General features: G+C 69.9%; 20 protein-coding genes and 1 pseudogene. 5 read left to right on the forward strand and 16 right to left on the reverse strand.

What is annotated here, in order from left to right; translation table 11 throughout:
• Positions 1-83 precede the first annotated feature (83 nt).
• From ACWGSK_RS08860 to ACWGSK_RS08875, 4 genes and pseudogenes are all read right to left on the reverse strand, one after another.
• On the reverse strand, positions 84-3458 hold the full coding sequence (locus ACWGSK_RS08860) for a pyruvate carboxylase (RefSeq protein ID WP_452455697.1): 3375 nt from the start codon (positions 3456-3458) through the stop codon (positions 84-86).
• A gap of 297 nt (positions 3459-3755) precedes the next feature.
• Positions 3756-3917: pseudogene (locus ACWGSK_RS08865) on the reverse strand (SAM-dependent methyltransferase); the annotation flags it as partial.
• Between the two features lie 27 nt (positions 3918-3944).
• A complete protein-coding gene (locus ACWGSK_RS08870) occupies positions 3945-4889 on the reverse strand; it encodes an alpha/beta hydrolase (RefSeq protein WP_452455558.1) in 945 nt (314 codons plus the stop codon).
• Positions 4890-4906: 17 nt separating this feature from the next.
• Positions 4907-5557, reverse strand: coding sequence for a TetR family transcriptional regulator (locus ACWGSK_RS08875; RefSeq protein WP_452455559.1), 651 nt, complete (start codon positions 5555-5557; stop codon positions 4907-4909).
• 153 nt (positions 5558-5710) lie between these two features.
• Here ACWGSK_RS08875 and ACWGSK_RS08880 point away from each other — a divergent pair, with 153 nt between their 5' ends.
• The gene (locus ACWGSK_RS08880) at positions 5711-6469 is read left to right on the forward strand and encodes an SDR family NAD(P)-dependent oxidoreductase (RefSeq protein ID WP_452455560.1); all 759 of its coding nucleotides are present in this window, start codon (positions 5711-5713) and stop codon (positions 6467-6469) included.
• 6 nt (positions 6470-6475) lie between these two features.
• Here ACWGSK_RS08880 and ACWGSK_RS08885 read toward each other — a convergent pair whose 3' ends face one another.
• Both ACWGSK_RS08885 and ACWGSK_RS08890 read right to left on the reverse strand, forming a co-directional pair.
• Positions 6476-8950, reverse strand: coding sequence for a PEP/pyruvate-binding domain-containing protein (locus ACWGSK_RS08885; protein WP_452455561.1), 2475 nt, complete (start codon positions 8948-8950; stop codon positions 6476-6478).
• A 107-nt stretch (positions 8951-9057) separates the two neighbouring features.
• Positions 9058-10161 (reverse strand): NADH:flavin oxidoreductase/NADH oxidase, encoded by a 1104-nt coding sequence (locus tag ACWGSK_RS08890; protein ID WP_358511533.1) that lies wholly within the window; start codon positions 10159-10161, stop codon positions 9058-9060.
• 132 nt (positions 10162-10293) lie between these two features.
• Here ACWGSK_RS08890 and ACWGSK_RS08895 point away from each other — a divergent pair, with 132 nt between their 5' ends.
• Positions 10294-10662, forward strand: coding sequence for an ArsR/SmtB family transcription factor (locus ACWGSK_RS08895; protein ID WP_452455562.1), 369 nt, complete (start codon positions 10294-10296; stop codon positions 10660-10662).
• A gap of 9 nt (positions 10663-10671) precedes the next feature.
• Here the strand turns inward: ACWGSK_RS08895 and ACWGSK_RS08900 are convergent, their stop codons facing one another.
• From ACWGSK_RS08900 to ACWGSK_RS08930, 7 genes are all read right to left on the reverse strand, one after another.
• Positions 10672-12477, reverse strand: a complete 1806-nt coding sequence (locus ACWGSK_RS08900; protein WP_452455563.1) for an IucA/IucC family protein — start codon at positions 12475-12477, stop codon at positions 10672-10674.
• Positions 12474-13040 carry a GNAT family N-acetyltransferase gene (locus ACWGSK_RS08905; RefSeq protein ID WP_452455564.1) on the reverse strand — a complete coding sequence of 189 codons (567 nt, stop codon included), beginning with the start codon at positions 13038-13040 and terminating at the stop codon, positions 12474-12476. The genes ACWGSK_RS08900 and ACWGSK_RS08905 overlap by 4 nt, the downstream gene beginning before the upstream one ends.
• Positions 13037-14404 (reverse strand): lysine N(6)-hydroxylase/L-ornithine N(5)-oxygenase family protein, encoded by a 1368-nt coding sequence (locus tag ACWGSK_RS08910; protein WP_452455565.1) that lies wholly within the window; start codon positions 14402-14404, stop codon positions 13037-13039. The genes ACWGSK_RS08905 and ACWGSK_RS08910 overlap by 4 nt, the downstream gene beginning before the upstream one ends.
• Entirely contained in the window at positions 14401-15915 is a 1515-nt protein-coding gene (locus tag ACWGSK_RS08915; RefSeq protein ID WP_452455566.1) for a pyridoxal phosphate-dependent decarboxylase family protein, read from the reverse strand. Before ACWGSK_RS08915 ends, ACWGSK_RS08910 begins: the two co-directional genes overlap by 4 nt.
• A gap of 291 nt (positions 15916-16206) precedes the next feature.
• On the reverse strand, positions 16207-17121 hold the full coding sequence (locus ACWGSK_RS08920) for a universal stress protein (RefSeq protein ID WP_452455567.1): 915 nt from the start codon (positions 17119-17121) through the stop codon (positions 16207-16209).
• A gap of 148 nt (positions 17122-17269) precedes the next feature.
• A complete protein-coding gene (locus tag ACWGSK_RS08925; protein WP_358511513.1) occupies positions 17270-17692 on the reverse strand; it encodes a hypothetical protein in 423 nt (140 codons plus the stop codon).
• A gap of 132 nt (positions 17693-17824) precedes the next feature.
• Positions 17825-18391 carry an ATP-binding protein gene (locus ACWGSK_RS08930; protein ID WP_452455568.1) on the reverse strand — a complete coding sequence of 189 codons (567 nt, stop codon included), beginning with the start codon at positions 18389-18391 and terminating at the stop codon, positions 17825-17827.
• Positions 18392-18622: 231 nt separating this feature from the next.
• On the opposite strand from ACWGSK_RS08930, the gene ACWGSK_RS08935 reads away from it, so the two are divergent.
• Both ACWGSK_RS08935 and ACWGSK_RS08940 read left to right on the forward strand, forming a co-directional pair.
• Positions 18623-19483, forward strand: coding sequence for a helix-turn-helix domain-containing protein (locus ACWGSK_RS08935; protein WP_452455569.1), 861 nt, complete (start codon positions 18623-18625; stop codon positions 19481-19483).
• The gene (locus ACWGSK_RS08940; protein WP_452455570.1) at positions 19483-19725 is read left to right on the forward strand and encodes a DUF397 domain-containing protein; all 243 of its coding nucleotides are present in this window, start codon (positions 19483-19485) and stop codon (positions 19723-19725) included. Before ACWGSK_RS08935 ends, ACWGSK_RS08940 begins: the two co-directional genes overlap by 1 nt.
• Before the next feature lie 52 nt (positions 19726-19777).
• Here ACWGSK_RS08940 and dnaE read toward each other — a convergent pair whose 3' ends face one another.
• On the reverse strand, positions 19778-22924 hold the full coding sequence (dnaE, locus tag ACWGSK_RS08945; protein ID WP_452455571.1) for a DNA polymerase III subunit alpha: 3147 nt from the start codon (positions 22922-22924) through the stop codon (positions 19778-19780).
• A gap of 217 nt (positions 22925-23141) precedes the next feature.
• Between dnaE and ACWGSK_RS08950 the strand changes: the two genes are divergently transcribed.
• The gene (locus ACWGSK_RS08950; protein WP_452455572.1) at positions 23142-23522 is read left to right on the forward strand and encodes a hypothetical protein; all 381 of its coding nucleotides are present in this window, start codon (positions 23142-23144) and stop codon (positions 23520-23522) included.
• Positions 23523-23631: 109 nt separating this feature from the next.
• On the opposite strand, the gene ACWGSK_RS08955 is transcribed toward ACWGSK_RS08950, so the two are convergent.
• Positions 23632-24519, reverse strand: coding sequence for an MBL fold metallo-hydrolase (locus ACWGSK_RS08955; protein WP_452455573.1), 888 nt, complete (start codon positions 24517-24519; stop codon positions 23632-23634).
• 1058 nt (positions 24520-25577) lie between these two features.
• Complete coding sequence (locus tag ACWGSK_RS08960) at positions 25578-26942, reverse strand: DUF222 domain-containing protein (RefSeq protein WP_452455574.1); 1365 nt, start codon at positions 26940-26942, stop codon at positions 25578-25580.

Raw genomic sequence — 26942 nt, forward strand, 5'->3', positions numbered from 1 at the left:
AGCGAGCCCGCCCGGGAACCCCGAAACGCCGAGAACCCCCGCACCACAGGGCCTCCTGCGGTGCGGGGGTTCGGGGTTCGGGATCAGCCCAGGCGGACGATCAGGTCGCCGCCCTCCACTCGCTGGACACCCTCGACCGCGACGCGCTCGACCACGCCGGCCCGCGAGGCGGTGATCGAGGCCTCCATCTTCATCGCCTCGATGGTGGCGACGGTGTCACCGGCCGCCACCTCGTCTCCCTTGGCCACCACCGGGGTGACCACACCCGCGAACGGCGCCGCCACCTGGGAGGGGTCGTCCCGGTCGGCCTTCTCCGCCTCGGGGGCGTTGGAGGCCAGGGCGCGATCCCGCACGTGCAGTGGACGCAGCTGGTCGTTGAGCGTGGTCATCACGGTGCGCATCCCGCGCTCGTCCGGCTCGCTCACCGCCTGGAGCCCGATGAGCAGTCGCACACCCGGCTCCAGGTCGACCACGTGCTCCTCGCCCTCGCGCAACCCGTAGAAGAAGTCCATGCTGTTCAGCACGCTGGTGTCGCCGTAGGAGGCGCGGTGTGACTCGAACTCCTTCGTGGGCCCGGCGAACAGCAGCCGGTTCAGGGTGGGACGCGGGTCCTCGGCCAGACCGGCACGGTCCACCGAGGTCAGCTCCACGGCCTCGCGCGGCTCGCCGCGACCGCGCAGCGCCTTGGTGCGGAACGGCTCGGGCCACTCGCCCGGGGGGACCCCGAGCTCACCGCGCAGGAAGCCCACCACCGAGTCGGGAACGTCGAACCGGTCCGGGTCCTTCTCGAAGTCCTCCGGGGCCACGCCCGCGCCCACCAGGTGCAGGGCCAGGTCGCCGACCACCTTGGAGGAGGGGGTGACCTTCACCAGTCGGCCCAGCATGCGGTCGGCCGCGGCGTACATCGCCTCGATGTCCTCGAACCGGTCGCCCAGCCCCAGCGCGATCGCCTGGGTGCGCAGGTTGGACAGCTGGCCACCGGGGATCTCGTGGTGGTACACGCGGCCGGTCGGGGAGGCCAGGCCCGCCTCGAAGGGCGCGTAGACCTTGCGCACCGACTCCCAGTACGGCTCCAGCTCGTTCACGGCGTCCAACGAAAGCCCGGTCGGGGTCTCGGAGTGGTCGAAGGCCGCCACGATCGCCGACAGCGACGGCTGCGACGTGGTGCCCGACATCGACGCGACCGCACCGTCGACGGCGTCGGCGCCGGCCTGCACCGCGGCCAGGTAGGTGGCCAGCTGGCCACCGGCGGTGTCGTGCGTGTGCACGTGGACGGGCAGGTCGAACTCCTCGCGCAGCGCGGTGACCAGGCGCTTGGCGGCCGGGGCGCGCAGCAGGCCGGCCATGTCCTTGATCGCGAGCACGTGCGCGCCCGCGTCCACGATCCGCTCGGCGAGCTCAAGGTAGTAGTCGAGGGTGTAGAGCTTCTCGTTCGGGTCGGACAGGTCGGCGGTGTAGCACAGCGCCACCTCCGCCACCCCGGTACCGGTCTCCCGGACCGCGTCGATGGCCGGACGCATCTGGTCGACGTCGTTGAGGGCGTCGAAGACGCGGAACACGTCCACCCCGGTCCTGGCCGCCTCACGCACGAACGCGTCGGTGACCTCGGTGGGGTAGGGGGTGTAGCCGACCGTGTTGCGCCCGCGCAGCAGCATCTGCAGGCAGATGTTGGGTACCGCCTCGCGCAGCGCCGCCAGCCGGTCCCACGGGTCCTCGGCGAGGAAGCGCAGGGCCACGTCGTAGGTGGCGCCGCCCCAGGCCTCCAGGGACAGCAGCTCGGGCAGCGTGTGGGCGACGGTGGGCGCGACGGCCAGCAGGTCGTTGGTGCGCACCCGGGTGGCCAACAGCGACTGGTGCGCGTCGCGGAAGGTGGTGTCGGTGACGCCCAGGTTCGGCGACTCGCGCAGCCAACGGGCGAAACCCTCCGGGCCCAGCTCGTCCAGGCGCTGCTTGGAACCAGCCGGTGGCGCCTCCTGGGGCGCCTCGACCAGCTTCGCGGTGGGGTCGAGCAGTTGCGGGCGCTCGCCGTGCGGCTTGTTCACCGTCACGTCCGCCAGGTAGGACAGCAGGCGGGTGCCGCGGTCCGCGGAGGGGCGCGCGGTCAGCAGCTGCGGGCGCTCCTCGATGAAGGAGGTGGTGGCGCGACCCGCGCGGAAGTCGTCGTCCTCCAACACCGCCTGTAGGAACGGGATGTTGGTGGAGATGCCGCGAATCCGGAACTCGGCGACCGCGCGGCGGGCGCGGCTCACCGCGGTCTCGAAGTCACGACCGCGGCAGGTGAGCTTGACCAGCAACGAGTCGAAGTAGGCGCTGACCTCCGAACCGGCCGCCGCCGTGCCACCGTCCAGGCGAATGCCCGAACCACCGGGGGAGCGGTAGGCGCTGATCGTTCCGGTGTCGGGGCGGAACCCGTTGGCGGGGTCCTCGGTGGTGATGCGGCACTGGAGGGCGGCGCCGTGCACGACGATGTCGTCCTGGCTCAGGCCCAGGTCGGCCAGGCTCTCCCCGGCGGCGATACGGAGCTGGGACTGCACGAGGTCGACGTCGGTGACCTCCTCGGTCACCGTGTGCTCGACCTGGATGCGCGGGTTCATCTCGATGAACACGTGCCGGCCGTCCTTGCCGAGCAGGAACTCGACGGTGCCCGCGTTGCGGTAGCCGATCTCCTTGGCCAGGCGCACCGCGTCGTCGCAGATCCGCGCGCGCAGCTCCGGTGACAGGTTCGGCGCGGGGGCCATCTCCACCACCTTCTGATGGCGACGCTGCACCGAGCAGTCACGTTCGTACAGGTGGATGACGCCGCCCTGGCCGTCGGCGAGGATCTGCACCTCGATGTGGCGCGGGTCCACCACGGCCCGCTCCAGGAACACCGTGGGGTCGCCGAAGGCGGTCCCGGCCTCGCGCATGGCGGCCTCCGCCGCCTCGGCCAACGTGTCGGCGGTGTCGACCCGGCGCATGCCACGGCCACCGCCGCCGGCAACGGCCTTGACGAACAGCGGGAACCCGATCTCGCGGGAGGCCGCGATCAGGGTGTCCATGTCGGTGGAGGGCTCGGAGGAGTCCAGGACGGGGATGCCCGCCCGCTTGGCCGCCGCGATCGCGCTGGCCTTGTTGCCGGTCAGGTCCAGGACCTCGGCGGGCGGCCCGACGAAGGTGATGCCCGCGTCCGCGCAGGCCCGGGCCAGGTCCGGGTTCTCCGACAGGAACCCGTAACCGGGGTAGACGGCGTCCGCGTCGGCCTCCACGGCCGCCCGTACGATCTCCTCGATCGACAGGTAGGCGCGCACCGGGTGGCCCTGTTCCCCGATCTGGTAGGCCTCGTCGGCCTTGAGCCGGTGCAGGGAGTGGCGGTCCTCATGGGGGAAGACCGCCACGGTCCTCGCTCCGACCTCGTGCCCGGCGCGCATCGCACGGATCGCGATCTCTCCGCGGTTGGCGACCAGTATCTTTCGGAACATGCCCGATGCCTCCTGAACTCGTGCGGCGCTGCCCTGTCCGGCCTCGTCGCCGGTGGCCCGGCGGGTGCGAGCACTCACCGGGACCACCGGAACCCTAACGATCCGGACCTGCCCCGTTTTCACCTGGGGTCTCTTTGTCCGGCGACTTTTTCGAGGAATTCCCGGGAAGGTTTTCGCTAATGTGAAGAGTTCGGTTTTTTTCGGGATGAATCGTGTGCCGGACCACATCCGGGCTCACCGACTCAGCGGTTCACCGGATGGCCGATCCAGGAGGGCACGTGGTCGAACCGGTCCGGGTCAGGGTTTGCGGGCGACGGCGCCGAACTCGTCCACGTCCCGGGGCTCGCCCACGTCGGTGGGGCTCGGGCGCCATCGCGTGATCGGCACCATCCCCGGTTCCACCAGGTCCAGTCCGTCGAAGAACCGGGCGACCTCGTCCGGGGCGCGCAGCGTCATGGTGACCTCTCGTCGTCGTGCGCCGACAGACTAGGGGAACCGCTCCGTGAAGGCCGCGCGCAGGGCCTCGGTCTGGGTACGCCTGAACTCGCGCACCACCTCCGTCCGCGAGAAGAGCGCGTCGAACCCGTGGAAGGCGCCCGGAACGACCGTGAGCACGCAGGGCACCCCGGCCTCGCGCAGTCGCTCGGAGTAGGCCACGTCCTCGTCGTGGAACAGGTCCAGTGTGCCCACCCCGATCCACGCCGGGGGCAGCCCGGACAGGTCCTCGCTCCGGGCCGGCGCGGCGTAGGGGGAGACACCCGCGCCGCCCGGGAACCGGTTCAGGTAGGCCCGCCAGGCGAACCGGTTGTCGGCCACCGACCACATACGGGTCGAAAGCGTGTCCAGGTCGGAGCGCAGGGTGGTGCGGTCGTCCAGCATCGGGTAGACGAGCAGCTGGAACAGAGGGTCGGTCGGGCCACCCCGGTCACGGCACAGCAGGGCCAGGGCCGCGGTGATGCCGCCGCCCGCGCTGGCCCCGCCGATCGCGATCCGGGCGGGGTCCACGCCCAGCCGGTCGGCGTCGGCCACCATCCAGGACAGGGCGGCGTAGACGTCCTCGACCGGGGCGGGATGTGTGCTCTGGGGTGCCTTGCGGTAGCGCGGGGCGACCACGGTGATCCCGAGGTCGAGCGCGAACCCGATGCTGCGGTTCTCGTCCTGGACGGGGCTGCCGAACAGGTACCCGCCGCCGTGAGACCACAGCAGCGCGGGGGCCGGCCCTTGGAGTGAGCGGGGTCGGTAGAGGCGCACGGAGACCGGCGGTGCGCCCTCCGGGCCGGGGACGGTGTGCTCCTCGATCAGGACGTCGTCTGGAGCGCGGGGCGGGCGCATGCGTTCGCTGGCCCGTTGGACCATGCGCGCCGTGCGCGTACCGATCGGGAAGGGCGGCAGGAAGCGCGCGTGGGCCAGGTCGGGGTGGAAGGGGGACATCGTTTCCTCGGTGGTGGTCAGCGGGTGATCGGTCCCAGTCCGTCGTCGACCACGTCCAGGGCCGCGCGGATCAGGTCCGCCATGTCCTCGCCCTGGTCGTCGTCGCCGGTGCGGTCGGCGAACCGTTCCGCGGCCACCCGCAGCGCCACGTTGATGGTGGCGGCTCGGACCCGGACGGAGAGCGTGTCGGGTGCCAGGCCCGCGCGGTCGGCGATGGCCTCGGCGAAGACCTCCTCGGCGGAGTGGTGCACGTCCAGCCACACCGCTCGGAGGCCGGGTTCGGCGCGGGTCATGCGGATGAGGTCGATCATCGACGCCATCGATGGTGTCTCGGCGTCCTCGGCCAGGGCGCCGGACCGTTCCAGGTGTTCGGTCAGGGGCAGTTCCGGGGGCCAGGTCCGCAGCCGCTCCGTCATGAGGTCGAGGCCGCCGGTGAGCAGCGGGCGCACGCAGCTCTCCTTGCTCGGGAAGTAGCGCCACAGGGTGCGGGTGGAGATGCCGAGCTCGTGTGCGATGTCGTCGCCGGTGGTCGCGGAGACGCCCTTGGCGGTGAACAGTTCCACGGCCGCGCGGGCGATCTGGGTGCGCATGATGTGTTTGCGCCGGTCGCTCATGGGCGGGCGACCCCGGCCCATGGCCTCCGGGGAGGGCGTCTCGGTGCGCGGCAAGGGCACCTCCTCGGTCTGTTCCCTCAGGCCGCCCACTCTATCGAGACGGGTGGCACTCGAAGTATATTTGTCGCTGAGTGACAAAAAGTCCTAGAGTGACAATATCGCAGGCCATCGGAGCCGGCACCCCGCACGAGAAAGAGGGAAACCCCCATGACGGGTCTGGACGGAAAGAACGCCATCGTCACCGGAGGCGGCTCCGGCATCGGCCGCGCCACCGCGCTGCAGCTGGCCGAGGCCGGTGCCCGGGTCCTGGTCGCCGACCTCAACGCCGACGGAACCCGCGAGACCGTCGAGCAGGTCCGCGCCGCCGGTGGAACCGCCGAGAGCGTCGTCGGAGACCTCGGCGACCCGAAGGTGGTGGCGGAGGTCGTGGCCACCGCCCTCGACCGCCTCGGCGGGATCGACGTCCTGGTCAACAACGCGGGCATCATGGACGACATGTCCGCCACCGCCGACGTCTCCGACCAGGTGTGGGATCGGGTCATCCGGGTCAACGTCACCGCGCCCTTCCTACTCACCCGCGCGGTCCTGCCGCACATGACCGAGAAGCAGAAGGGTTCCATCGTCTTCACCGCATCCGAGGCCGCCCTGCGCGGTGGCGCCTCGGGCACCGCCTACACCGCCTCCAAGCACGCGGTCGTGGGCCTGGTGAAGTCCACCGCGATCATGTACCGGGACCAGGGCGTTCGGGTCAACGCGGTGGCCCCGGGCGGCGTCGCCACCGGGATCAGCGTCCACGCCGACTCAGAGGCCATGGGCCCGAACGTCCTGGGCCGCTACATGGGCAACATGGGCCCGATCGCCGAGTCCGGACAACTCGCCTCGGCCATCGTCTTCCTGGCCTCCGACGCGGCGAGCAACGTCAACGGCGTGATCCTGCCGGTCGACGGCGGCTGGTCCGCCGTCTGACCGTCTCTATCCGTCGTCCTTAGGGGCGTGCTCCAGGACGGTGACGGTGCCCTCCACGCCGTCGACCCGCAGCAGGTCGCCGGTGCGGATGACGGTGGTGGCGTCCAGGACGCAGATCACCGCCGGGATCCCGAACTCGCGGGCCACCGTCGGACCATGGGCGATCGCCGAACCCGTGTCGCTGACCAGACCGGCCGCGGTCATGAACAACGGGGTCCAACCCGGGTCGGTGGTGGGCGCGACCAGGATCTCTCCGGGCTCCACACGGGCATCCGCCGGATCCAGCACGACCCGGGCCCGCCCCTCGGCCCGTCCCGGGGCGGCGGGCACCCCCGGGAACCCGCCCTCCACCATGGGTGGGCGCGGCAGGGTCGTGGTCACGTCGGTCCCGTCGGTCAGGAGGGTCGCCGGAACCGAACGTCTGCGCAGTTCGCGTCGGTGGAAACGGCGTCGTTCGACCACCGTCCCCCGATGGTCGACACCCTCGCGCGCGGCCGTCCGGAGTTCGTCCGGCTCCAGGAAGAAGAGGTCCTCGGACCGATCCAACAGCCCGCGCGAGGTCAGCTCCGCACCGGCCATCGACAGCTGACGCCGCATCTCGGCGAACGGCACCAACCACGCGAACTTGGCGTACTCCCGCATGCCCGCCAACTCGCGTGAGCGCCGCATCAGGAACGCCGCGAGCAGCCCGCGTACCGGGCGAACCCGCACGGCCCGCCGCTGCAGTTCCGCCAGCATGGACTCCGCGGCGGTCGCGGCCCGGGCGTGGCGCCGGTCCGGGGCCTGCTCCCCACCCGGTGAACGCAGGTGTTCGGCGATGACGACGAACACCTGGGTGGGGTCCTCGCGCCAACGTGGCACCCCGATGTCCACCTCGGCCGCCGTGCGGTGCCCGTAACGGTCCAGGAACTCCGCCATCCCCACGTCCGGAAGCTCCCCGCGCAGGTACCGTTCGGCCAGTTCCCCCGGTGGGGTGGCGGTGAACAGGTCGTGGTGCGCGCGGGCCCGTTCGGCCATCCGCCACAGCTCCAGGTTCATTCGCGTGGTGACGTTGTGCGGTGCTCCACCGAGGACGGTGTCGGTCTCCTCCCTCGACGCGACCCCGCGTAGCAGGGCGGCCGGGGCCATGATGGTCAGCAGCCCCGCCCCCACCGGCCCGATCACCTCCACCAGGTCCGGGCCGAGCAACGCGTCGAAGGCGTCATCCAGGACCCACTCCACCCGTGCGGCGGCGTCGGCCTCGGCCCCCGGTCCACGCAGGGAACGCCACCGGTCCACGGCCTCGTACGCCCGGGCCCGGGCGGCGGGCGGGTCGATCAGGGCACGGCCCATCCCGAGCACGATCGGGGGAAGCAGGGCGACGGCCATCGCGAGCACGGTGCCCACGGGGAACGACGCCCCAGGACGTGGCGCGAACCGGGGGTCGTCGTACAGGTGCTCCACCGCCGCGCGTACTCGGGGCCCGTACACCTCCATGCTCCGCGCCAACCCGGAACGCGACCATGGGTCGCGCAGCGGCGAGGTGATGTCCACGTAGAGTCGCCGACCGATGCCGACCATGAACGGTGTCGACCCCGCAGTCTCGCCGGGCGCCCCGAACGCCCGCCACCCGTGGGTCCACATGTCTTCGAGCAGGGAGAGCCCCATGGGTGTGAACGGGCGCAGCATGCCCTGCATGTTCCCGACCTCCATGTACAGCCGGGGTGGGTCGGGCACGTCCTGTGGCGGCAACGGGAAGAGGGTGGTGACGGGGCGGGACTGCAACAGCCACAGCCCGCCGTCGCGGTCGTGCGCCCACTCCACGTCCTGGGGTGAGCCGAAGAGCCGCTGGAGTCGGCTGCCCACTGCGGCCAACGCGCGGACCCGTTCCCCGGACAGGCACCCGCCCGAACCCTCGACGATCCGTTCCGTGTCGAGGACGTAGTGGTCCGGTTCGGCCGTGCCGTCCACGACGCTCGTTCCGAGCCCGGGGACGGCGTCCACCACGGTGCGCGAACGCGAACCGGTGAGCGGGTCGGCGGTGAACATGACCCCGGCGGTGTCGGCGTCCACCATCGACTGCACCACCACCGCGATGCGCACGTCGGCCTCCTCGACCTCGTTCGCCTCCCGGTAGGCGATGGCGCGCGCGTTCTCCAGGGAGTCCCGGCAACGGCGGACCGCGTCCACGACCGCGTCGGTGCCGTCGACGTCGAGGTAGGTGTCCTGCTGCCCGGCGAAACTCGCCTCGGGCAGGTCTTCGGCCGTGGCACTGGATCGCACCGCCACGGGTCCGCCGCCCAGTCGCCGGTAGGCCTCGGCGATCTCCCGGGCGGGTACGTCACCGGAGGACAGGGCCGTGGTGGTCACGCAGAACCCCGGTGGTACCCGCTCCCCGGCGGCGATCATCTCCCCGAGGCCGGCGGCCTTGCCGCCCACCAAGGCGCCCATGTCCCGCCGCACCTCGTCGAGGCCGATCACGGTCGCGTCCCGTTCCCGCATGATCACTCCCCCTCGTGCCGCGCCTTCGTGGAGAGTGTTCCCGGAGCATGACCCCTTGCACCTGTGTCAAGGTCCACCACGTCCGGGAGCGATGGGACCGGTAGGGCTCAGCGGCGACCGACCGCGTAGCCGTACTGCACCGGCCACTCCGGACGAACGTCCAGCTCGCGTGCGGCGCGGCGCGCCCAGTACGGGTCCCGCAGCAGCTCTCGGCCGAGCAAGGTGGCGTCGGCGGCACCGGAGGCGATGATCCGCTCCGCCTGGTCGGGCTCGGTGATGAGCCCGACCGCGCCCGTGGGCAGACCGGTCTCCTCGCGCACCCGCGTGGCGTAGGGCACCTGGTAGTCGGGGCCGGCCGGGATCCGCGCGTCGTGCACCATGCCGCCGGTGGACACGTCCAACAGGTCCACCCCGCGGGCCTGGAGTTCCTTGGCCAGGAGCACGGTGTCGGCCCCGGTCCAGCCGGTACGCGTGTCCTCGGGGTTCTCCTCGATCCAGTCGGTGGCCGAGACTCGGAAGAACACCGGCAGATCCTCGGGCCACACCGCGCGCACGGCCTCGACCACGCGCAGCGGGAAGCGCATCCGACCGGCGAGATCGCCGCCATAGGAGTCGGTGCGCCGGTTGCCCGCCGGGGACAGGAACGAGTTGAGCAGGTACCCGTGGGCGCCGTGGACCTCCACGACCTGGAAGCCGGCGGCTAGGGCGCGTTCGGCGGAGGCCGCGAAGTCGGCCACCAACTCGTCGATCTCGGCGACGGTGAGCTCGTGCGGCGTCGGCAGACCCTCGAACGCCCAGGCGCTGGGCGCCACCGTCTCCCAACCGCCCTCGGCCTCGGTCAGGCCGCGACCGCCCAGCCACGCCCGGTCGGTGGCGGCCTTGCGGCCGGCGTGGGCGAGCTGGATGGCGGGGACGGCACCGTGGGAACGGATGGCGGCGGTGACGCGGGCGAAGGCCTCCTGCTGCCGGTCGTTCCACAGTCCCAGGTCCCAGGGGCTGATCCGGCCGTCGGCGCGTACCCCGGTGGCCTCGGCCATCACCAGCCCGGCGCCCCCGGCCGCCCGGGAGGCCAGGTGGGTGAGGTGGAAGTCGGTGGGCGCGCCGGTGTCGGGCCCCTCCGCGGCGGCGGAGTACATGCACATCGGGGCCATCCACACACGGTTGGGGATGGTGAGCGAACGCAGGGTCAGCGGGGTGAACAACGAGCTCACGGAAGGTTCCTTCGGATCGACTTGGGCCACGGAGATCACGATGACCAAAGTACGATAACCATCGTAGTACGAGGATTGTCAAACTATGAGGACTCTCGTACTTTGAGGGGAGGAACCACGGAAGGTCGAAGCATGTCCGAGTCCGCATCCCCCACCGTGTCCGGGCGCCGGTTGGAGCACCCCGAGACCGCACGGCTCCGCCTGGAGACCGTGCTCGGCGCCCTCGCCGACCCGGTCCGGCTGAGTATCGTGTGCGCGCTGGCCGACGGGCACGAGGACATGGCCTGCGTCGCCTTCGACCTGCCGGTGAGCAAGTCGACCTCCACCCACCACTTCCGCGTGCTGCGCGAGGCCGGGATCATCCGCCAGTACTACGTGGGCACCGCCCGCAAGAGCGCCCTGCGCACCGACGACCTTCAGGAACGCTTTCCCGGTCTGCTTCCCTCGATCCTGAACGCCGAGCGGGACCGTCGGGAGGAACACCCCGACGATCCCGCCTGAGCCCCGGAACTACTCCGGGACGGTCGCCGGTCGGTAAGCCGCGATCGGATTCTCCAAGGTCCCGACCAGCCGCAACGCCCCCGACGGGTCCTCCAGGTCCACCATCTGCCGGTTGTCGCGCAGCTGGAGCCGGTTCAGGCACGACAGCGCGAACCGGTCGGTGAACAGGTCGTAGCGCTCGAACCGCTCCGCCAGGTGCGGCACCGACGCCTGGTAGTCGGCCGCGCACTCGGCCACCGTCCGCCAGAAGTCGTCCTCGGTCAGCACGCCCCGGTCGGCGAGGATCCCGTTGAGGAACCGCAGGAAGCAGTCGAAGACGTCGGTGAACAGGGACAGCAACCGCATGTCCTCGGGCACTTCGGCCCGGATCCGCTCCACCTCGCCGGGTAGCTCGACCTCGGCGTCCATCACCGCGATCTCCTCGGCGATGTCCTTCATCAGCACCCGCTCCGGCACTCCGTCGCGCAGCACCAGGATGACGTTCTCGCCGTGCGGCATGAACACCAGGTCGTGCGCGTAGAACGAGTGCAGCAGCGGCACCAGGTACGCGTCCAGGTAGCGGCGCAACCACTCCGTGGGCGCCAGCCCGGACTCGGCGATGAGCGCCTCCGCGAACGAACCTCCCTCGGCGTCGGTGTGCAGCAACGACGCCATGGTCGCCGGGCGCTCACCCGCGCGCAGCCTGGGCACGGGGCTCTCCCGCCACAGCCCGGCGATCATCTTCCGGTAGGGCGAACGCTTCGGGGCGGCTTCGGCGTAGTGCGTGGCGCGGTAGCCCACCGCGGCCCGCTCGCGCAGCACCTCCATCCCGGTGCCGCCGAGCACCTGGTCGCCCTCGATGAGGTCGACCAACCAGTCGTTGATGGCGGGGGTGGCCTCCATGTACTCCGCGGACAGCCCGCGCAGGAATCCCATGTTCAGCACCGACAGCGCCGTCTTGACGTAGTGCCGTTCCGGGTGCGAGGTGTTGAAGAAGGTGCGGATGGACTGCTGTGCCCGGTACTCGTCCGGTCCGTGCCCCAGGCACACCAGGTCGCGGCGGGCCACGTCGGCGGCGAAGGTGACGGCGAGCCGGTTCCACCACTGCCACGGGTGCACCGGCACGAGGTGGTAGTCGGCCGGGTCCAGCCCCAGGTCGACCAGCTGCTCCTCGAAGGCCTCGAACAGGTCCGGGCCCAGCTCGGAACGTAGGAAGGTGTCGGGGTCGGTGTCCGCCGAGTGGGAGAAGGTGGTGCGCGAACGTCGCGCCGCCACCCACACCAGTCGCACCGGCTCACCGGCTTCGGGTGCGTAGGCCCGGTACTCGGCGGCGTCGAACCCGAGCCGCCCGTTGTTGGCCACGAAGCAGGGGTGCCCCTCGGTCATCCCGGTCTCGATGTCCTGGAAGCCGGACCGCGCCAGTTCGGCGGCGGTGGGCTGCCCCTTCGTGATCCGGAACGCGCTGCTCGCCAGGGTGCTGGAGACCTCCTCCAGGTAGACCGGCAGGACCTCCTCGCTCAGCCCGAGCGTCTCGCGCAGGTCCATGACCAGGTCCAACGCGTCGATCTCGGTGATCTCGCCCTCGGGGGAGCGGCGCACGACGCTGTCGGCGTCGATCCGCCAGTGCTCCAGCGTCATGACCCGGGCGGTGAAACGGTACTCGGCACCGTTGTCCGCGAGGACCTTGTAGGCGTTCTCCCCCTCGGGTTCGGGGACGAGCAGCCGTTCGTGGGTGAACTCGGCCAGGGCCTTGCGCACCAGCAGCCGATTGGCGCGGGCCCACGGTTCGGGGGCCAGGTGGTCGACGATCGCGCGCGGGTCGTGGTCGATGGTCATCGGGCGACTCCTCTCATGGCCGTTCGGAAGTCCTCGCGGGTGCAGGTGCTCAGGTGGGCGTCCTTGTCGCTCTCGGCGAGGTGGACGGTGGACTCGATCCGGAAGCCCACCGCCTCGTTGAGCCTGTGCACGGCGTGGTTGCGCACGTCGGGTTCGACGACGACGCGTTCGGTGGCGGGATCGGCGAAGGCCAGCTCCATCACCGTGGTGATCACGGCGAGGGTGAACCCGCGCACCGGGGCGTCGGTGGGAGCCACCAGGAAGTGCATCCCCACATCGCCCGGGAGCGTGTCGTGGTGCGGGGCGAGCTCGCCGTGCGCGGGGGAGTAGAGCTCGGCGAGGAAACACGGCCGACCCTCCCACGAGCCGATGTAGGCGTTCTCGTGCTCGGACTCGTGCACCGACCGGAAGTAACGGGCGGTGTCGTCCTTCGAGAAGTCGGTCATCAGCCAGAACGCCGACTTGGGATGGGTCAGCCATCCGTGGAGGAGATCGATGTCGGCCTCGGGATCCACGGGGGCGACCCGGAAGGCCCCCAAACCGGTGGAAAAGGTGCGACTCATCGCCCGCTCGCCTCCAAGTCGGCCTCGACGGGTGCCCCGAACTCCTGGAAGGCGATGGAGCGTTCCACCGCGTAGGGTTCGCGGCCCAGCAGCGCCCGCAGGATGTAGGAGTTGCGGTAGGCGCCCATGCCCAGGTCCGGGGAGACGAAGCCGTGCGTGTGCAGTTCCGCGTTCTGCACGAACACCGCGCCCGCCGGCGCCGGAACCCCGACGCCTCCGTGGCCGTTGGCGTCGTGCGCGGCCCGGTCGACGCGGTAGTCGCGCCGTACCCGGAAGCGGTCCTCGTCCTCCCAGGCCAAACGGTCGGAGATCGCTTCCAGGAACGCCGGGGCCCGGTACCGGTAGCCGGTGGCCAGGACCAGCCCCTGGGTGTCCAGGGCGAAGTCGCGTTCCTGGTCGGAGTTGCGCAGCTCCAAGCGGTACCCGGCCGCCGTCTCGTCCCGGGTCACACCGATGACCTCGGTGTTGGTCATCAGCCGCACCGGCAGTGGTCCGAGTCGGCTCTTGGCGTACATCAGGTCGTAGATCGCGTTGATGACGTCGGTGTCGATGCCCTTGTACAGGTTCTTCTGCGAGGCGACCAGGCGGTCCCGGGTCGCACCGGGCAGCGCGAAGAAGTGGTCGGCGTACTCCGGGGAGGTCATCTCCAGGGTGAGCTTGGTGTACTCCAGCGGGAAGAACCGCGGCGACCGGGTCACCCAGTTCAGTTCGTAGCCGTGGGTGTCCACGTCCTGGAGCAGGTCGTGGAAGATCTCCGCGGCGCTCTGCCCGCTGCCCACCACCGTGACGCCGCGCTTGCCCTGGAGGCCTTCCTTGGCGAAGAGGTAGTCGCCGCTGTGCACCACGTCCCCGGGCAGGTCCCGGCAGGAAGCGGGAACGTAGGGCGGGGTGCCGGTGCCCAGCACCAGCCGCCGGGCCCGGAACAGCCCACTCTCACCGCAGGCCGTGTCGGTGCTGTGCAGCAGGTAGACGCCCTGTTCGTCGTCGTACTCGACCCTGTCCACCCGCTGCCCGAAGCGGACCGCCTCGCCCAGCTTCGCGGCGGCCCACCGGCAGTAGTCATTGTACTCGGCGCGCAGCGGATAGAAGCGCTCGCGGATGTAGAACGGGTAGAGCCGCCCGGTCTCCTTCAGGTAGTTGAGGAAGGAGTACGGGGAGGTGGGATCGGCCAGGGTGACCAGGTCCGACATGAACGGCGTCTGGAGTTCGGCGTCCTCCAACAGCATGCCGCTGTGCCAGTCGAACTCCGGCTTCTGGTCCAGGAAGATCCCGTCGAGTTCGGTGATCGGCTCGCTCAGGCAGGCCAGCCCCAGGTTGAACGGGCCGACGCCGACGGCGGCGAAGTCGTGGATTCGGGTGCTCAAGGGGTCCCCCCGGTCTGGGCGACGTAGCGTTCGGCGTGCGCGGCGAGCAGGTCCAGGACCTCGGCGATGTCCTGGCGGGTGCTGCGCGGGTTGAGCAGGGTGAGCTTCAGGTACGGGCGCTCGTCCACGGTCGTGCGTGCCACCACGGCCAGGCCCGAGGCCAGCAGGGCCTCACGCGCGTACCGGTTGGCGCCGTCGGCGACCTCCGGGGAGACCCCCGGCAGCGCGCAACGGAACACCAGGGTGCTGAGGGTGGGCCGGGTGACCACGGTGAAGCGCGGATCGGCGTCCAGGAGCGCCCACCCCTCCACGGCCAGGCCCAGCACCTGGTCGAAGAGTTCGCCCACCCCGTCGGCGCCCATGATCCGCAGGGTCAGCCAGAGCTTGAGCGCGTCGAAGCGGCGCGTGGTCTGCAGGCTCTTGTCGACCTGGTTGGGGGAGAACAGCGGAGTGCTGCCGTCGGAGCGGGAGTTCAGGTAGTCGGCGTGGTAGGTGACGTGACCCAGGGAGCGGGAGTCGCGCACCAGCACGGCGCTGGAACTGACCGGCTGGAAGTAGGACTTGTGGAAGTCCACGGTGACCGAGTCGGCGTGTTCGATGCCGGTGAGCAGGTGGCGGTGGCGCGAGACCAGTAGCCCGCACCCATAGGCGGCGTCCACGTGCATCCACAGGCCGTGTCGGGCGCACTGGTCGGAGATCTGCGGGAGCGGGTCGATGCTGCCGAAGTCGGTGGTGCCGGCGGTGGCCACGACCGCGATGGGCAGCAGGCCCTCGCTGCGGCAGCGGCGCAGTTCGGCGGCGAGCGCGTCCGGTCGCATGCGACGGCGGTCGTCGCAGGCCACGGAGATGACGGACTCGTAGCCCATACCCAACAGCGCGGCCGACTTCGCGACGCTGAAGTGACCGACCCGTGAGGTCAGCACCCGCATGCGCGGCAGCAGGTCGGCCAGGCGGCCTCCCTCGCGCCGGTGAGTCTCGTCGCGGGCCATCGACAATGCCTGAAGGTTGGACTGGCTGCCGCCGCTGGTGAAGACGCCGTCGGCCCGGTCGCCGAGGCCGATGCGGTCGGTGGTCCAACGGATCAACCGCTGTTCGATGAGGGTGCCGCCGGCGCTCTGGTCCCAGGTGTCCAGGGAGGAGTTGATCGCCGAGAGCACGGATTCGCCGAGCAGGGCGGGCAGGACCACCGGGCAGTTGAGGTGCCCCATGTAGCGGGGGTGATGGAAGTAGACGGCGTCGTCGAGGTAGAGCCGTTCCAACTCGTCCAGGGCGGCGGAGGGGTCGCGCAGAGGACGTTCGAGGTCGACGGACTCGACCCCGGGACGCAGGTCCTCGGCGGTGGCCCCGGTGCAGGGGCGGTCGACACGGGCGATGCGGTCGGCGATCCGGCTGACAGCGTCGTCGGTGAGGTCGCGGTAGCGGCCTGCGCTGTACGCGTCGAACAGCTGGTCCCTGTGGTCGGGGGCCAAAGACCCGGGCGGATCCTCAAGGGACCTCGCGGGAGAGCTCATGGATCGTCCTCCTGAAGGCGGGCACGCCGAAGAAGCCCGTGGCACGGACTTGGTACGGGGGGATCGGGCAGGTCGGCCTGGGGATGACCAACCCAGGGGAGGCTAACCTAAGTTGGAAACCGGCGCACTGTGATGAGTATTACGAAAAGAGATGTTTCAGCTACCGATAGTCACATTTTCCGAGGTGATCCGGCCCTTGGGCATCCCCGCGTCGGTACCCACCGCATGGAAAACGGGTGGGGCGGCCGGCCTCCCGTGGAGTACCGACCGCCCGTGGTTCCGCTTTTGGGATCAGTGCTTGCGGATCGCCCGCGGCAACACCGTGACCGGAACGGTCGCCCGGTGCAGCACGCCCTGACTCACCGAACCCAACAGCAGCCCTCGCACGCTGCCCCTACCTCGGGAGCCCACCACGATCATGTCCGCCGTCGCACCCGTGTCCACCAGCGCGTCGGCCGGGTCGGTGTCCAACCGCACGACCGAGACCCCCACGTGCCGGGTCTCCTCGTCCTGGACCAAGGCGAGCATGTCCGAGACCATCTCCTGCGACCGCTGGTCCAGCAGGTCGTTCGGCGGCGACCAACCGCTCTGGGCCAGTTCCTCGGAATCGAACGGCAACGGCATCCGCCAACCGTGCACCACGACCACCGAACCGCCCTCGGCCCGGGCCGCCTCGCGCAGCGCGAAGTCCAGCGCGCTACGGGAGTAGTCGGAACCGTCCACGCCCACCACGATCCGGCGCGGGGCCGTGACCACGGAGGCCTCGCTTTCGGGCACCACGACCACCGGGCACTCGGCGCGCGCGGCCAACCGGACGCTCACCGACGACTCCAGGGCCGAACGCGCGGCGCCCAGACCCCGTGAACCCGTCACCAGTAGGTCCTTGGGCCCGGTGCGCCTCAACAGGGCCTTCGCCGGGTCCTCCAAGGCCAGGATGGTCTCCACCGGAAGATCCGGTTCGAGTTCACGCACGTGGGCCTCGGCGCGGCTCAGAACCCGCTGCCCCTGCTCGGTGATCTCCTCGTTCGGCGGGAACCGGGTGGGCCCGGCGTACACCGACATCACCAACGGCATGGCCAGGGCGTGGACCACGTGCAGAGGCCACCCGCGACGCGCGGCCTCGGACGCGGCCCAGCCCAGGGCCCTCTCGGCCGTCGCCGACCCGTCGACACCCACGGCCACCTTCGGCGTTCCGTTCTCGGCCATCCGTGTTCCTCCCCCTCAACGGCGGTTTCCTTCGAGAGTGCCTCATGGGACCCCGCCGCGCCTCTCCAAGGTGGGTGTGGCGCGCGAATCGGGAGGAAGGGCCCAGGTGCGAAGTGCCGCACGACCCACCGGCATCAGGCCTTCCGACTCAGATCAGCACCGGGTTCAGGTTCGGGTTCGTCGGATTCAGGTACGGCCTCAGGAACGGGGTCGGTTCGGGGTGCGGTTCCGGTTCGGGTTCGGGGGTCAGGAGGTGGGTGAGGGTCGCGGCGTCGGGCACTTCGGCCAGGCCGGTGGAGGAGGCCACCCAGAACGAACCGGTCTTCTCCCCGTACCAGACGATCAGGTGTCGGTTGCGGGCCTGGACGGAGGCCGCGAAGGCGTGTTCGTCGCGGTACTCGGCCTTGTGACCTCCCAGGATGGGCAGCTCCTCGGCGCGGATCCGGCGGCAGGAGGGGTGGGCGCAGGTGGGGCAGACCGGGCCGATGAGCGGACCGCGCCGGGGCAGCCCCGGGCGGGTGCGGTAGAGCGGGTCACTGGAGGGGCGGGGTGCGGGGATAGGATGCGTCACTGATCCTGCTTTCTAAGCATGTGCAAGTGTGTGGATTTTGGGATCTGAGGGCCCGGAAGGCGTTGGCGCGCTTTCTGGGCCCGTTTCGCGTCTATGGCGCGATGTACTGCTGTGCTTGCTGGGGTGGGTGGGTCACAGCAGGCTGTTCCAGCTGCTGCCGGACAGGTCGTAGGCGAGGAAGAACCAGACCTGTCGGGTGCCGGTGAACCCGTTGTCGCCCCAGTTGGTGGCCAGGGAGTCGATCATCGCCAGTCCGCGCCCGGATTCGGCGTCGCCGGTCAGGCGTGAGGCGTGGGTGGTCAGGTGCTCGAACCGGTTCGGCTGATCCTTCTGGTCGGTGTGCTTGCTTCCTTGGTCGCGGCAGGTCAGGCGTAGTCCGTTGTCTCGGCGTTCGCACTTGAGGGTGTAGTGGCCGTAGGGCTGCCCGGAGCGGGTGTGGGTCAGCGCGTTGTTGGCGAGCTCTGAGCCGAGCAGGGTGAACAGGTAGCGGTAGTCGGTGCCGCGCTCGGCTGCGCAGGTGTCCAGGAAGGCGCGGACCAGCGGCATGTACTGGACCGAGCGGCCGAAGGTGTAGCAGCGGGACTTGAAGAAGCGGATGTCGTCGGGGCCGGTGAAGTAGTGCCGCTGGAACGGCGGGATGAGTTCACCGAGCGGAAGGGTGACGTCGGGCAGACCGGCCAAAGGTGCGATTAAGGGCATGACGAACAGAACTCCTGTCACAAAGGTGAGGAAAATGGACAATTCGGCGCGCCCGCTAGGTCAACGACCTTCACGATTTCCCGGAGGAGGGAAAGGGGCACGGCATAGCCTGGTCACATGAACCCTGAGTGAGAGTCCAGTCACTGGCTACACTCATAACCATAGCTCGACATTGGCGAGTGTCAACGGGATTATTTAGACAATGTCGAAAAACTTGCTTAGGCTTACCCCATGCATGAGCCTCACAGTCCCACCCTCCGATTTCGGCGCCTTGCCGCCCAGCTCAAACAGGGGCGCGAAAAGTCCAAATTGACCGTTTCTCAAGCCGGCAAGGCTCTGGGGTGGACGTCATCCAAGATCAGCAAGATCGAAACCGGACAAACTCGTCGAATAACACCCAACGACCTCGACAAGATGATGGACCTGTACAAGTTCGAGAACCCACCCAAGCGGCAAGCCCTGCACGAACTGGCGAAGGACGCCAAGAAACGTGGTTGGTGGTCCTCCTACAGGGAGGTCTTCGGGGACCAGGCGCTCCCGGACTTCGAGGCCGAAGCCTCCATCATCCGCAGCTTTGAAGGGCTCGTCATCCCAGGGTTGTTGCAGACACCCGCCTACGCCGAAGCTCTCTTCCAGGGCGGTCGCTACACCGATGCCGAAGACATTGCCCACCGGCTGGAAGCTCGTATGGCACGGCGGGAGATCCTGACCCGCTTCAATCCGGTGCATCTGCGTGTGGTCATGGACGAGGCAGCCCTACGGCGCATGATCGGCAACCCCTCGATCATGATCGAGCAACTGAAGCATCTGCTGCACATGGCTCGGATGCCCAATGTCGACGTGCAGGTGCTCCCCTTCGCCGCAGGGTCACACGCCGCGTTGGTGGCCCCCTTCAGCATTCTGGAGTTCCCAGAGCAATTGGACCTGCCCATCGTTCACGTAGGCACAGTGACCGATTCAGTATTCTTCGAGCAGCCCAAGGATGTCGCACGTTATAGCACCACATTCGGCGACATCCAAGGAACTGCACTGAGCACCACACAGAGCGCACGGTTCATCGCCGACGTGCTCACATTCCTAGAGAGCGACTGATGAGCAACGAGCTGGTTTTCCACAAGAGCAGCTACAGCGGCCAAGAGCCGAACTGCGTGGAGGTCGCGCACATCCCCACCGACTTCCGGAAGAGCAGTCACAGCGGCGTCAACGGCAACTGCGTCGAAGTCGCCGACCTGCCCTGTGGCGCGGCGCTCCGGGACTCCAAGCACCCCACCGACGGACACATCCCCTTCCCCTCCTCCGAGTGGGACGCCTTCCTCGCCATCGCCCGCGCTTGACCCCTCCTCCCTGAACGGACCTCCTCGAACGAACCGCACCGACGCCGGCACCTCACCCCTTTCCGGATGAGGTGCCGGCGTTCTCATCAAGGGGTCGGACCCGGGTGGCGGTGAGGGTGGGCAGCGCGCCCGGGGCCGCTCGCCGCACCCGCCCGTGGACCACCACCAGCTCAGAGCCGAACACCGAGGCCGCCGAGTGCCGTTGGGCGTCCTCGAACAGGGCCACATCGACCAGCCCGGTTCGGTCCTCCACGGTGGTGAAGACGACCCTGCGCCCAGACCGTGTGGGCGGGGTCTGCGTGCAGACCCGCACCCCCGCGACCATGACCCGCGCCCCGTCCGGAACCCGGTGCAGGTCTTGGGCTTGAACGAGGTCATGGGCGGCGGCCAGTGCGGCCAGGTGTTCGGCGTACCGGTCCAACAGGTGCCCGGACAGCTCGTAGCCCAGCACCCGCAGCTCCTCGGCCACGCGTTCGGCGTGTGTCATCGGAGTCCCCGCCCCCACCGGCACCTCCACGGGGTCGGTGCGCAGTGAGAGTTGGTCGTGCGCGCTCTCCACGACGCCGCCTCGCACCAGGGTGTGGGCGTGCACGAGGACGTCGCGCCGGTCCGGGGCACCGGGTGCGCCGGTGACCCCGGCCAGGGAGTCCAAGGCCCCGGCCAACACCAGGTTGTCCACCGACTCGCGGGACAGGGAAGCCCGAGCCAGCAGGTCGCGCGGGTCACTGAACGGTCGCCGCGTCAGCAACCGGTCGAGTTCGGCCCCGGTGAGGGCGCCCACGTCCGACAGGGACGGCCGCAGACCCCGCCGCCCCTCGGCGTCGGTGTCCACGTGCCAGTGCCGACCGGAGACGTTCACGTCCAACGCGAGCACCGCGACCCCCAGCCTGCGGGCGTCGTGCAACAGCACCCGACGTGGGTACATGCCGGGATCGTGGGTCATCACCCCGGCGAAGAACGCCGCCGGGGAGTGCCGTTTGAGGTAGGCGGACTGGTGGGTGGGCAGGGCGAACGCGGCGGCGTGCGCCTTGCAGAACCCGAAGTTGCCGAAGGCCGCCACCAGTCGCCAGGTGTCCTCGATCGTCCGCTCGTCGTGCCCGCGCGCGGTCATCAGGACACGAACCCGCGTCTCGACCTCCCGACGCCCCTGGTCGGTGGCCAACGCGCGCCGCATCGCCTCGGCCTCGTCGGCCCCGCAACCGGTCATGGTGTCCAGGGCGCGCAGGAGCTGTTCGTGGTAGAGCAGCGCGCCACCGGTCTCGGCCAGCACGGGGGCCAAGGACGGATGGGGCAGCCGGGGCGGCTCCGTGCCCTCCCGCGCCCCCAGGTAGGCGCCGACCATGTCGGTGCCCATGGGACCCGGCCGGAACAGGGAGATGTCGGCGATCAGGTCGGCGACCCCGCGCGGGCGCAGTCGGGACACCAGTTCGCGCTGGCCCGGGCTCTCGATCTGGAAGCAGCCCAGGGTGTGGGAGGCGCCGACCATGTGGGCGGTGGCCGGGTCGTTGTCCGGCAGGGCCTCCAGCTCCGGGCGGGTCCCCTCGGTCCGGCCGATCTCCTCGACGGTGTGGGCCAGTGACGACTGCATCCGTACCCCCAACACGTCCAGCTTGAGCAGCCCCAGGTGTTCCACGTCCTCCTTGTCGGCCTGCACCATCGGGTAGCCGGCGCCCGAGGGCTGGGTGGGGACCCGGTCGCCCAGGGCGTGGTCGGACAGCACCAGACCACAGGGGTGCATCGCCACGTGGCGGGGCAGCCCGGACAGCCGCTCGGCCAGCGCGAACAGCTTCTTCACGTGTGCGGTGTCCAGACCGTCCAGGTTCCGTAGTTCGGGGAGTTCGCGCGCGGTCTCGGTGATCCGGGACGCCCGGACCCGGGGGAAGACCGAGGCGATCCGGTCGACCTCCACCGAGGGCAGGGACAGGGCGGTCCCGGCGTCGCGCAGGGCGCTGCGTGCCCGGTAGGTTTCCAGCATCGCCACGGCCGCGCTCGCCCCTGGGTGGGCGGCGATCACCGCGTCGTAGGCCTCCAACCTGCGCGCCGACTCCACGTCCAGGTCCACATCCGGCAGGCCTGGCCGGCTCGGGGTGCAGAACCGCTCGAACGAGAGCCCGTGTTCCAAGGGGTCGATCGCGGAGATGCCGAGCAGGTGCACGACGAGGCTGCCCACGGCCGATCCGCGCGCGAAGCAGCGGATGTCCTTGTCCCGGATGGCCCGGGCGGCGTCCGCCACGGTGAGGAAGTAGCTCGCCAGTCCCATCCGGTCGATGACCTCCAGTTCGTGCCGGGCGCGTTCCTCGGCGGCCCGCCCCATACGAATGGCTCCGTCGCCGACCAGGGAACGCAGCTCGGCGGCGGCATCGGGCCGGGTGGGCAGGTGGAGACGGCCCCAGCCCAGGTCGGCGACGGGGTCCAGGGCGCAGGAGGTGGCCAGGGCCAGGGTGTGGGCGACCAGGCGTCGGGCGCGGGCGGTGTCGCCGCCGCACACCCCGGTCGCGATGAGGCGCATCTCCTCGCCTGTGGCCAGGTGCGCGCGGTCGGTGCGGGGCTCGGGCCGGTACCCGCCGGGGGCGTGCCCGCGGATCCGGTCCAGGGCCCGAGCCACCCCGGCGTGCTCGCCGGTCGGGTAGCGGGCCGCGTTGGTGAGCACCGCCAGCACGTGTTCGTCGTCGGCCAGACGGACCAGGTCCCGGGCGGTGCGGCGTTGCCCTGCGGCGCCGTGGTCGTGCGGGGCCAATGCGATCTCCACACCCAGGTCCCGCCAGGCGCGCAGCAGGTCGCGGGCGCGCACGGGGAGATCTTGGGCCATGGCGCGGCCCACGTCGGAGTCGTTGCCGAGCAGCACGACGAGTCCTTCGTGGTGTTCGGCGATCTGCTCGGGGGTGGCGGCCACCGGGCCGGGGGAGTGGTGGACGGAGGTGACCAGACGGCACAGGTTCGCCCAGCCTCGGGCGCCGCGGGCCAGCAGGACCACCCGGCCGCCCTCGGGTGAGGCCAGGGCCAGGTCGACCCCGAGCGCGGGACGCACCCCGCTTTCCGCGCAGGCGCGAAGGTGTTCGGCGACCCCGAAGAGCCCGTCCCTGTCGGTGAGGGCCAGCACCGGCTGTTCGTCGCGGGCGGCCCGTTCGACCAGGGCGGCGGGCGGCACGGTGCCGTGCCGGAAGGAGAACGACGACGTCGAACGCAGATGCGCGAACACCGGTGACACCCCTTCCGTGACCGGCAGAAGGGGAAGACGCCGTTGTCGAACCTATGTTCGAAATGGTAGCGCAGGACGTTCACCTCCGCATCCTGACCAGTGCGAACGGTCGCTTCGCCACCCCGCGTGGCTATACCCGGGGCGGAGACCGCGCCATAAGCTCAGAACTTCGCCCTCGGGCTACTATGACCGGTAAAACCGTTGGAGGAGAGACTTGATGGCCACCACACCCCCTGCTCGAACCACCGACCCGCACGGCTGGACCGCCACCACGCCCCCAGCCCGCGTCACCGACCTGCGCGACGAGATCGCCACCGCGATCTCCACCGCGCGCGAACTCGGCCAGGACTTCGACACCGAGATCGCCGATTCGCTGGCCACGCGTATGGAATCGGAGACCGCACTGAAGGGTCAGGGGGAGCAGGAGCGGTCCGGCCCCGCCACGCGCTTCGAACGGACACGCAAGGTCGCCGGGTGGGGCGCGCTCGGTATCGTCGCCGCCGCCTGGGCTGCCGAGTCCACCCCCGAGGGAATGGCGTGGGGGATCCTCGCCGTGATCGCGGTCGTGCTGCACGTGGTGCGAACCTGGCGGTCCTGACCCTCCGCCATAGGACACGACCCGCTGCCCCACTTCTGTGGCGGCGGGCCGGCGGTGGTTCCCCCGGCCGATGCCCGGGCGACTTCGCGCGGGCCCATAGGCGGGTGGTTCAGGTCCTGAACGGATCGGTGCTCCGGCCCAGGACCGGCAGCGCCAGGTCCACACCCTCGTCCTCCGCGCGCCTGGACAGGAAGTCCAGGGTCGAGCCGAGGTCGTCGACCACCCGGGGCAGTGGCCGTGGCGGGTGCTTCAAGGAGATGGTGAAGTCGTCCCAGTGGATCGGCACCACGCGCCGCGCGCCGGTGCGCTCCACGACGTGGTGCCAGTAGTCGGACCGGAACCTCCGGTCCTGTTTGCCGAGCGTGCCCACCCCCAGGTAGACCGTGTCCGCCTGGTGGCCGTCGAGGGCGCCCGGCAGCCAGTTGGCGCTGGCGTGGATCAGTAGCTCCCCGTCGGGATGGGCCACGTGCAGCGAGTAGCAGTCACCCGTCTTGAAGTCGCCGGCGCGCCCGGTCCGCAACGGGCGGCCGATCACGCCGGGGGCGATGTCGCCGGGGCTGTGCTCCGCCGACAGCGCGGTGAGCGTGAGCGAACCGAACCGCATCGGTTCGCCCAGGTTCGCTTGGTCGAAGCGGCCACCGTCCATCCCCTGACCGGCGGCGATGTTGTAGGTGGACCCCGAACCGATGAGCCGAGCCCCGGTCAGCTCGGCCACCATGGGGGCGTCGAGCGCGTGGTCGAAGTGGGAGTGCACCACGAACACCGCGTCCAGACGGGAGATGCCGAAGCGCGCGAGTGCGGCCTCCACCCGGGCCCGGTTCGGGGCGAGCCGCTTGAACGCCAGGTCGAGCTTGCTCGGGCGACTGAAGAAACCGTCGGTCAGTACTGCGGTCTCGCCGTCGGTGAGCAGGATCGTGGAGACCCCGAGGAACACCGCGCGCAACCGTCCCGGGGCGTCGTCCGCCGCGGGTTCGCGCAGGTCGGCCCAGGGGGACATGGACGGACGAAGCAGACCGCCCCGTGCTCCGTGCGTGGGTCGTCGGGGGTGAGTGGTCATCGCTGGCCTCGTTCTCCGGGGGGTGGAGGGGTGGCCGTCCAGTCTGCCGAACGTCCCTCTTCCCGGAGTATCGGGGCTGCCCGACACATGCCGATGTGCTCGAAGGCTCATGACCATGGGCCCTTGAGAACCATGTGCCGCTCTGTTTTTGGCGCGGCTGAGCTGAAGGGTTTTGGGTGGCCGTGTCCCCTGAAGGATGAGGCGGAGTTGGTGGGGGTGGGTTGAGTTGGTGTGGGGTGGTTGGTGGGGCGCCTGAGGTCTCTGTTCTTGGGGTGGTTGGGCGGGGTGGGGGTGGGTTCTCCCTCCTTCCCCGCCGCGTGATTGTTGCCGCCCGCACCGCACGCGTCAAGGCAATGTCGGGTGCTCTGGCAGCGGTGTTGGTGGCCTTGACCCGTGAGGTGCGGGCGGCGGTTTGGCGGCTATCGGGGAAGGGGGGAGAGTGGTTGAGGTTCCTAACGGCCCCGGGCCCTGGGGGCCCGGTCCGGCCGCAGGCGGCCGGATGCCTTCCCCTCCCTCTGGTGTCCTCGTGGGCCGCGTCGCCACTACGTGACAGGCCCGGTCACGAAGGACCCGCTACAGGCCAGACACGGGGCGGGGCGCGTCCCTGCGGTAGCCGGCCCCGGTAGCAAGACCGCACCGAGGCTCACAGCAGGCCCCGGTACCGGCGGGCCGTTAGCAGTGGTGGTCAGTGGTGGTGGGAGTAACCCAGGTGCTGCTACCCGGTGCCGTGTCCGCAGTGGGGTAGCCCCGGTGCCGGCACCCGGCACTGTGCCCGTAGTGGGGTGGCAGTAGGGCCGATCTCGGCAGGTGTGCTGCCGACACCCCCAACAGGAGCCACTCCGGCCCCTGGTTATGGCTCTGGGTGGGGGGTTCGTGGTGGGGGCATGCCGATATCCCCACAGGGCACGGGCCCTTGGGGTCTGACACCCGCTTGGGGCGTTCTCGGGGTGGTGGTGTTCCACCTGGCGGAAACGCGTGGTGGAAGCGGGTCGTGGTGGTTAGAAGGCGGTGGCTGGGGCTGGCTCTCCTTCCCCGTCCCTGTCCCCGCTGGTCTCGGTGTCCTGGCGGTTCTGGGCGTGGTGGTGTTCCCAGATCTTCCGGTTCACCTTGGCCTGCAACCGGTGCTTGAGCCGGTTATGGGTCGAGCACAGGATCTGCATGTTGTCGGAGCTGGTGGCCCCGCCGTGGGAGAAGGGGACGATGTGGTCGAACTGCGACCAGCTACGCGGCACATCACAGCCCTGGTGCCACTCGCAGTAGGACTTCTTGAACCCTGCCGCCTGACGGACCGGGTCCGGGGCGCACCGCTTCTTCTGCCCCACATCCAGCAGGGTTTGACCTTCCTCGTCGGTCACGAACCGGCGCAGCCAGCTGTTGGGGGTCAGGCGGGCCACCATCTGGTCGGGGATGACCACACCGTCCTCCGTGACGGCGGGTTCAGCGGTTTCGTCTCCGAGGAAGCGTTTGAGGGGGACGGTGATGTTGAGGGTCGCCAACGGCTGCCGGCTCAGACTGGAGCAACCCCGGTGGGTCAGGGCGGTCTCGAAGATGCGCATCATTGCGTCATAGACCCGCTGATGCTTCGGGGTGGCGGCATTATCGGGACCGTACGGCTGGGTGTACGCCTCCAGGGCGGCCTGGATGAGCTCGTTGTCGGCCCCCGGACCCCACATCCGCAACAGGAACCCGGACTCGAAAGTCGGGGAGAACTGCGCGCCCCGCTTCTCGAACGTTTCGTCATAGTCCCGGTCGGCCTTATCCGGGTCCAAGCGGGCCACGAACCATTTCGCCGCGTCCCGCAACTGGCGCACCGACACTTGCGGACGCTCGGCCTTGAAACCGATCAGCCCGAATTCCAACCGGGCCCGAAAACCCTCCACCGAAGGACGCTGGGCACGGAATTCCTCATCCGCCGTTTCGAGGATCTTCGCCCACTCGGCGGTGGCCTTTTTCGTGGAGGTCGCGATCGCGCACGCTTCACCCAACGACAGGGCGCTGGCCTGGAAGGCTTCTTCCACGAGCGGCAACTGCTGCTTGTACAACGCCCGGGCGAGGATGGCGAGATCGCGGGCCTCAGCCGGAGAGGTGCCCCACTGGTGAGTGATCCACGCCTGGATGCTGCGCTGGCCACCCTCTTCCAACAGGGCACCGGTGGCCTCCATCCGGGCCAGGGCGGGCAGCATCCCATAGCGGATCCGGTCTGTTTCCTGGTTGAGGCGGCCGAACTGGGCGAGCACATCGGCTTCGCACCCGAACGGGACATCCCGGCCGGAGAATTCCACCGCCAACTCCCGCGCACCCGCCATCGCCTGATCGACCGGGGTGTTCCCGGTCGGGCGTGGTGTGCTGGGAGGAAAACTCAT

This window comes from Nocardiopsis sp. NPDC055551 (assembly GCF_053619415.1).

Bases quoted from the DNA above. Each gene is read 5' to 3' on its own strand.
- ACWGSK_RS08915 (WP_452455566.1), bottom strand. From the start codon at position 15,915: ATGAGCTCTCCCGCGAGGTCCCTTGAGGATCCGCCCGGGTCTTTGGCC.
- ACWGSK_RS08935 (WP_452455569.1), top strand. From the start codon at position 18,623: ATGCATGAGCCTCACAGTCCCACCCTCCGATTTCGGCGCCTTGCCGCC.
- ACWGSK_RS08955 (WP_452455573.1), bottom strand. From the start codon at position 24,519: ATGTCCCCCTGGGCCGACCTGCGCGAACCCGCGGCGGACGACGCCCCG.
- ACWGSK_RS08900 (WP_452455563.1), bottom strand. From the start codon at position 12,477: ATGACCATCGACCACGACCCGCGCGCGATCGTCGACCACCTGGCCCCC.
- ACWGSK_RS08905 (WP_452455564.1), bottom strand. From the start codon at position 13,040: ATGAGTCGCACCTTTTCCACCGGTTTGGGGGCCTTCCGGGTCGCCCCC.
- ACWGSK_RS08950 (WP_452455572.1), top strand. From the start codon at position 23,142: ATGGCCACCACACCCCCTGCTCGAACCACCGACCCGCACGGCTGGACC.
- ACWGSK_RS08880 (WP_452455560.1), top strand. From the start codon at position 5,711: ATGACGGGTCTGGACGGAAAGAACGCCATCGTCACCGGAGGCGGCTCC.
- ACWGSK_RS08895 (WP_452455562.1), top strand. From the start codon at position 10,294: ATGTCCGAGTCCGCATCCCCCACCGTGTCCGGGCGCCGGTTGGAGCAC.
- ACWGSK_RS08940 (WP_452455570.1), top strand. From the start codon at position 19,483: ATGAGCAACGAGCTGGTTTTCCACAAGAGCAGCTACAGCGGCCAAGAG.
- ACWGSK_RS08920 (WP_452455567.1), bottom strand. From the start codon at position 17,121: ATGGCCGAGAACGGAACGCCGAAGGTGGCCGTGGGTGTCGACGGGTCG.
- ACWGSK_RS08860 (WP_452455697.1), bottom strand. From the start codon at position 3,458: ATGTTCCGAAAGATACTGGTCGCCAACCGCGGAGAGATCGCGATCCGT.
- ACWGSK_RS08870 (WP_452455558.1), bottom strand. From the start codon at position 4,889: ATGTCCCCCTTCCACCCCGACCTGGCCCACGCGCGCTTCCTGCCGCCC.
- ACWGSK_RS08885 (WP_452455561.1), bottom strand. From the start codon at position 8,950: ATGCGGGAACGGGACGCGACCGTGATCGGCCTCGACGAGGTGCGGCGG.
- ACWGSK_RS08960 (WP_452455574.1), bottom strand. From the start codon at position 26,942: ATGAGTTTTCCTCCCAGCACACCACGCCCGACCGGGAACACCCCGGTC.
- ACWGSK_RS08930 (WP_452455568.1), bottom strand. From the start codon at position 18,391: ATGCCCTTAATCGCACCTTTGGCCGGTCTGCCCGACGTCACCCTTCCG.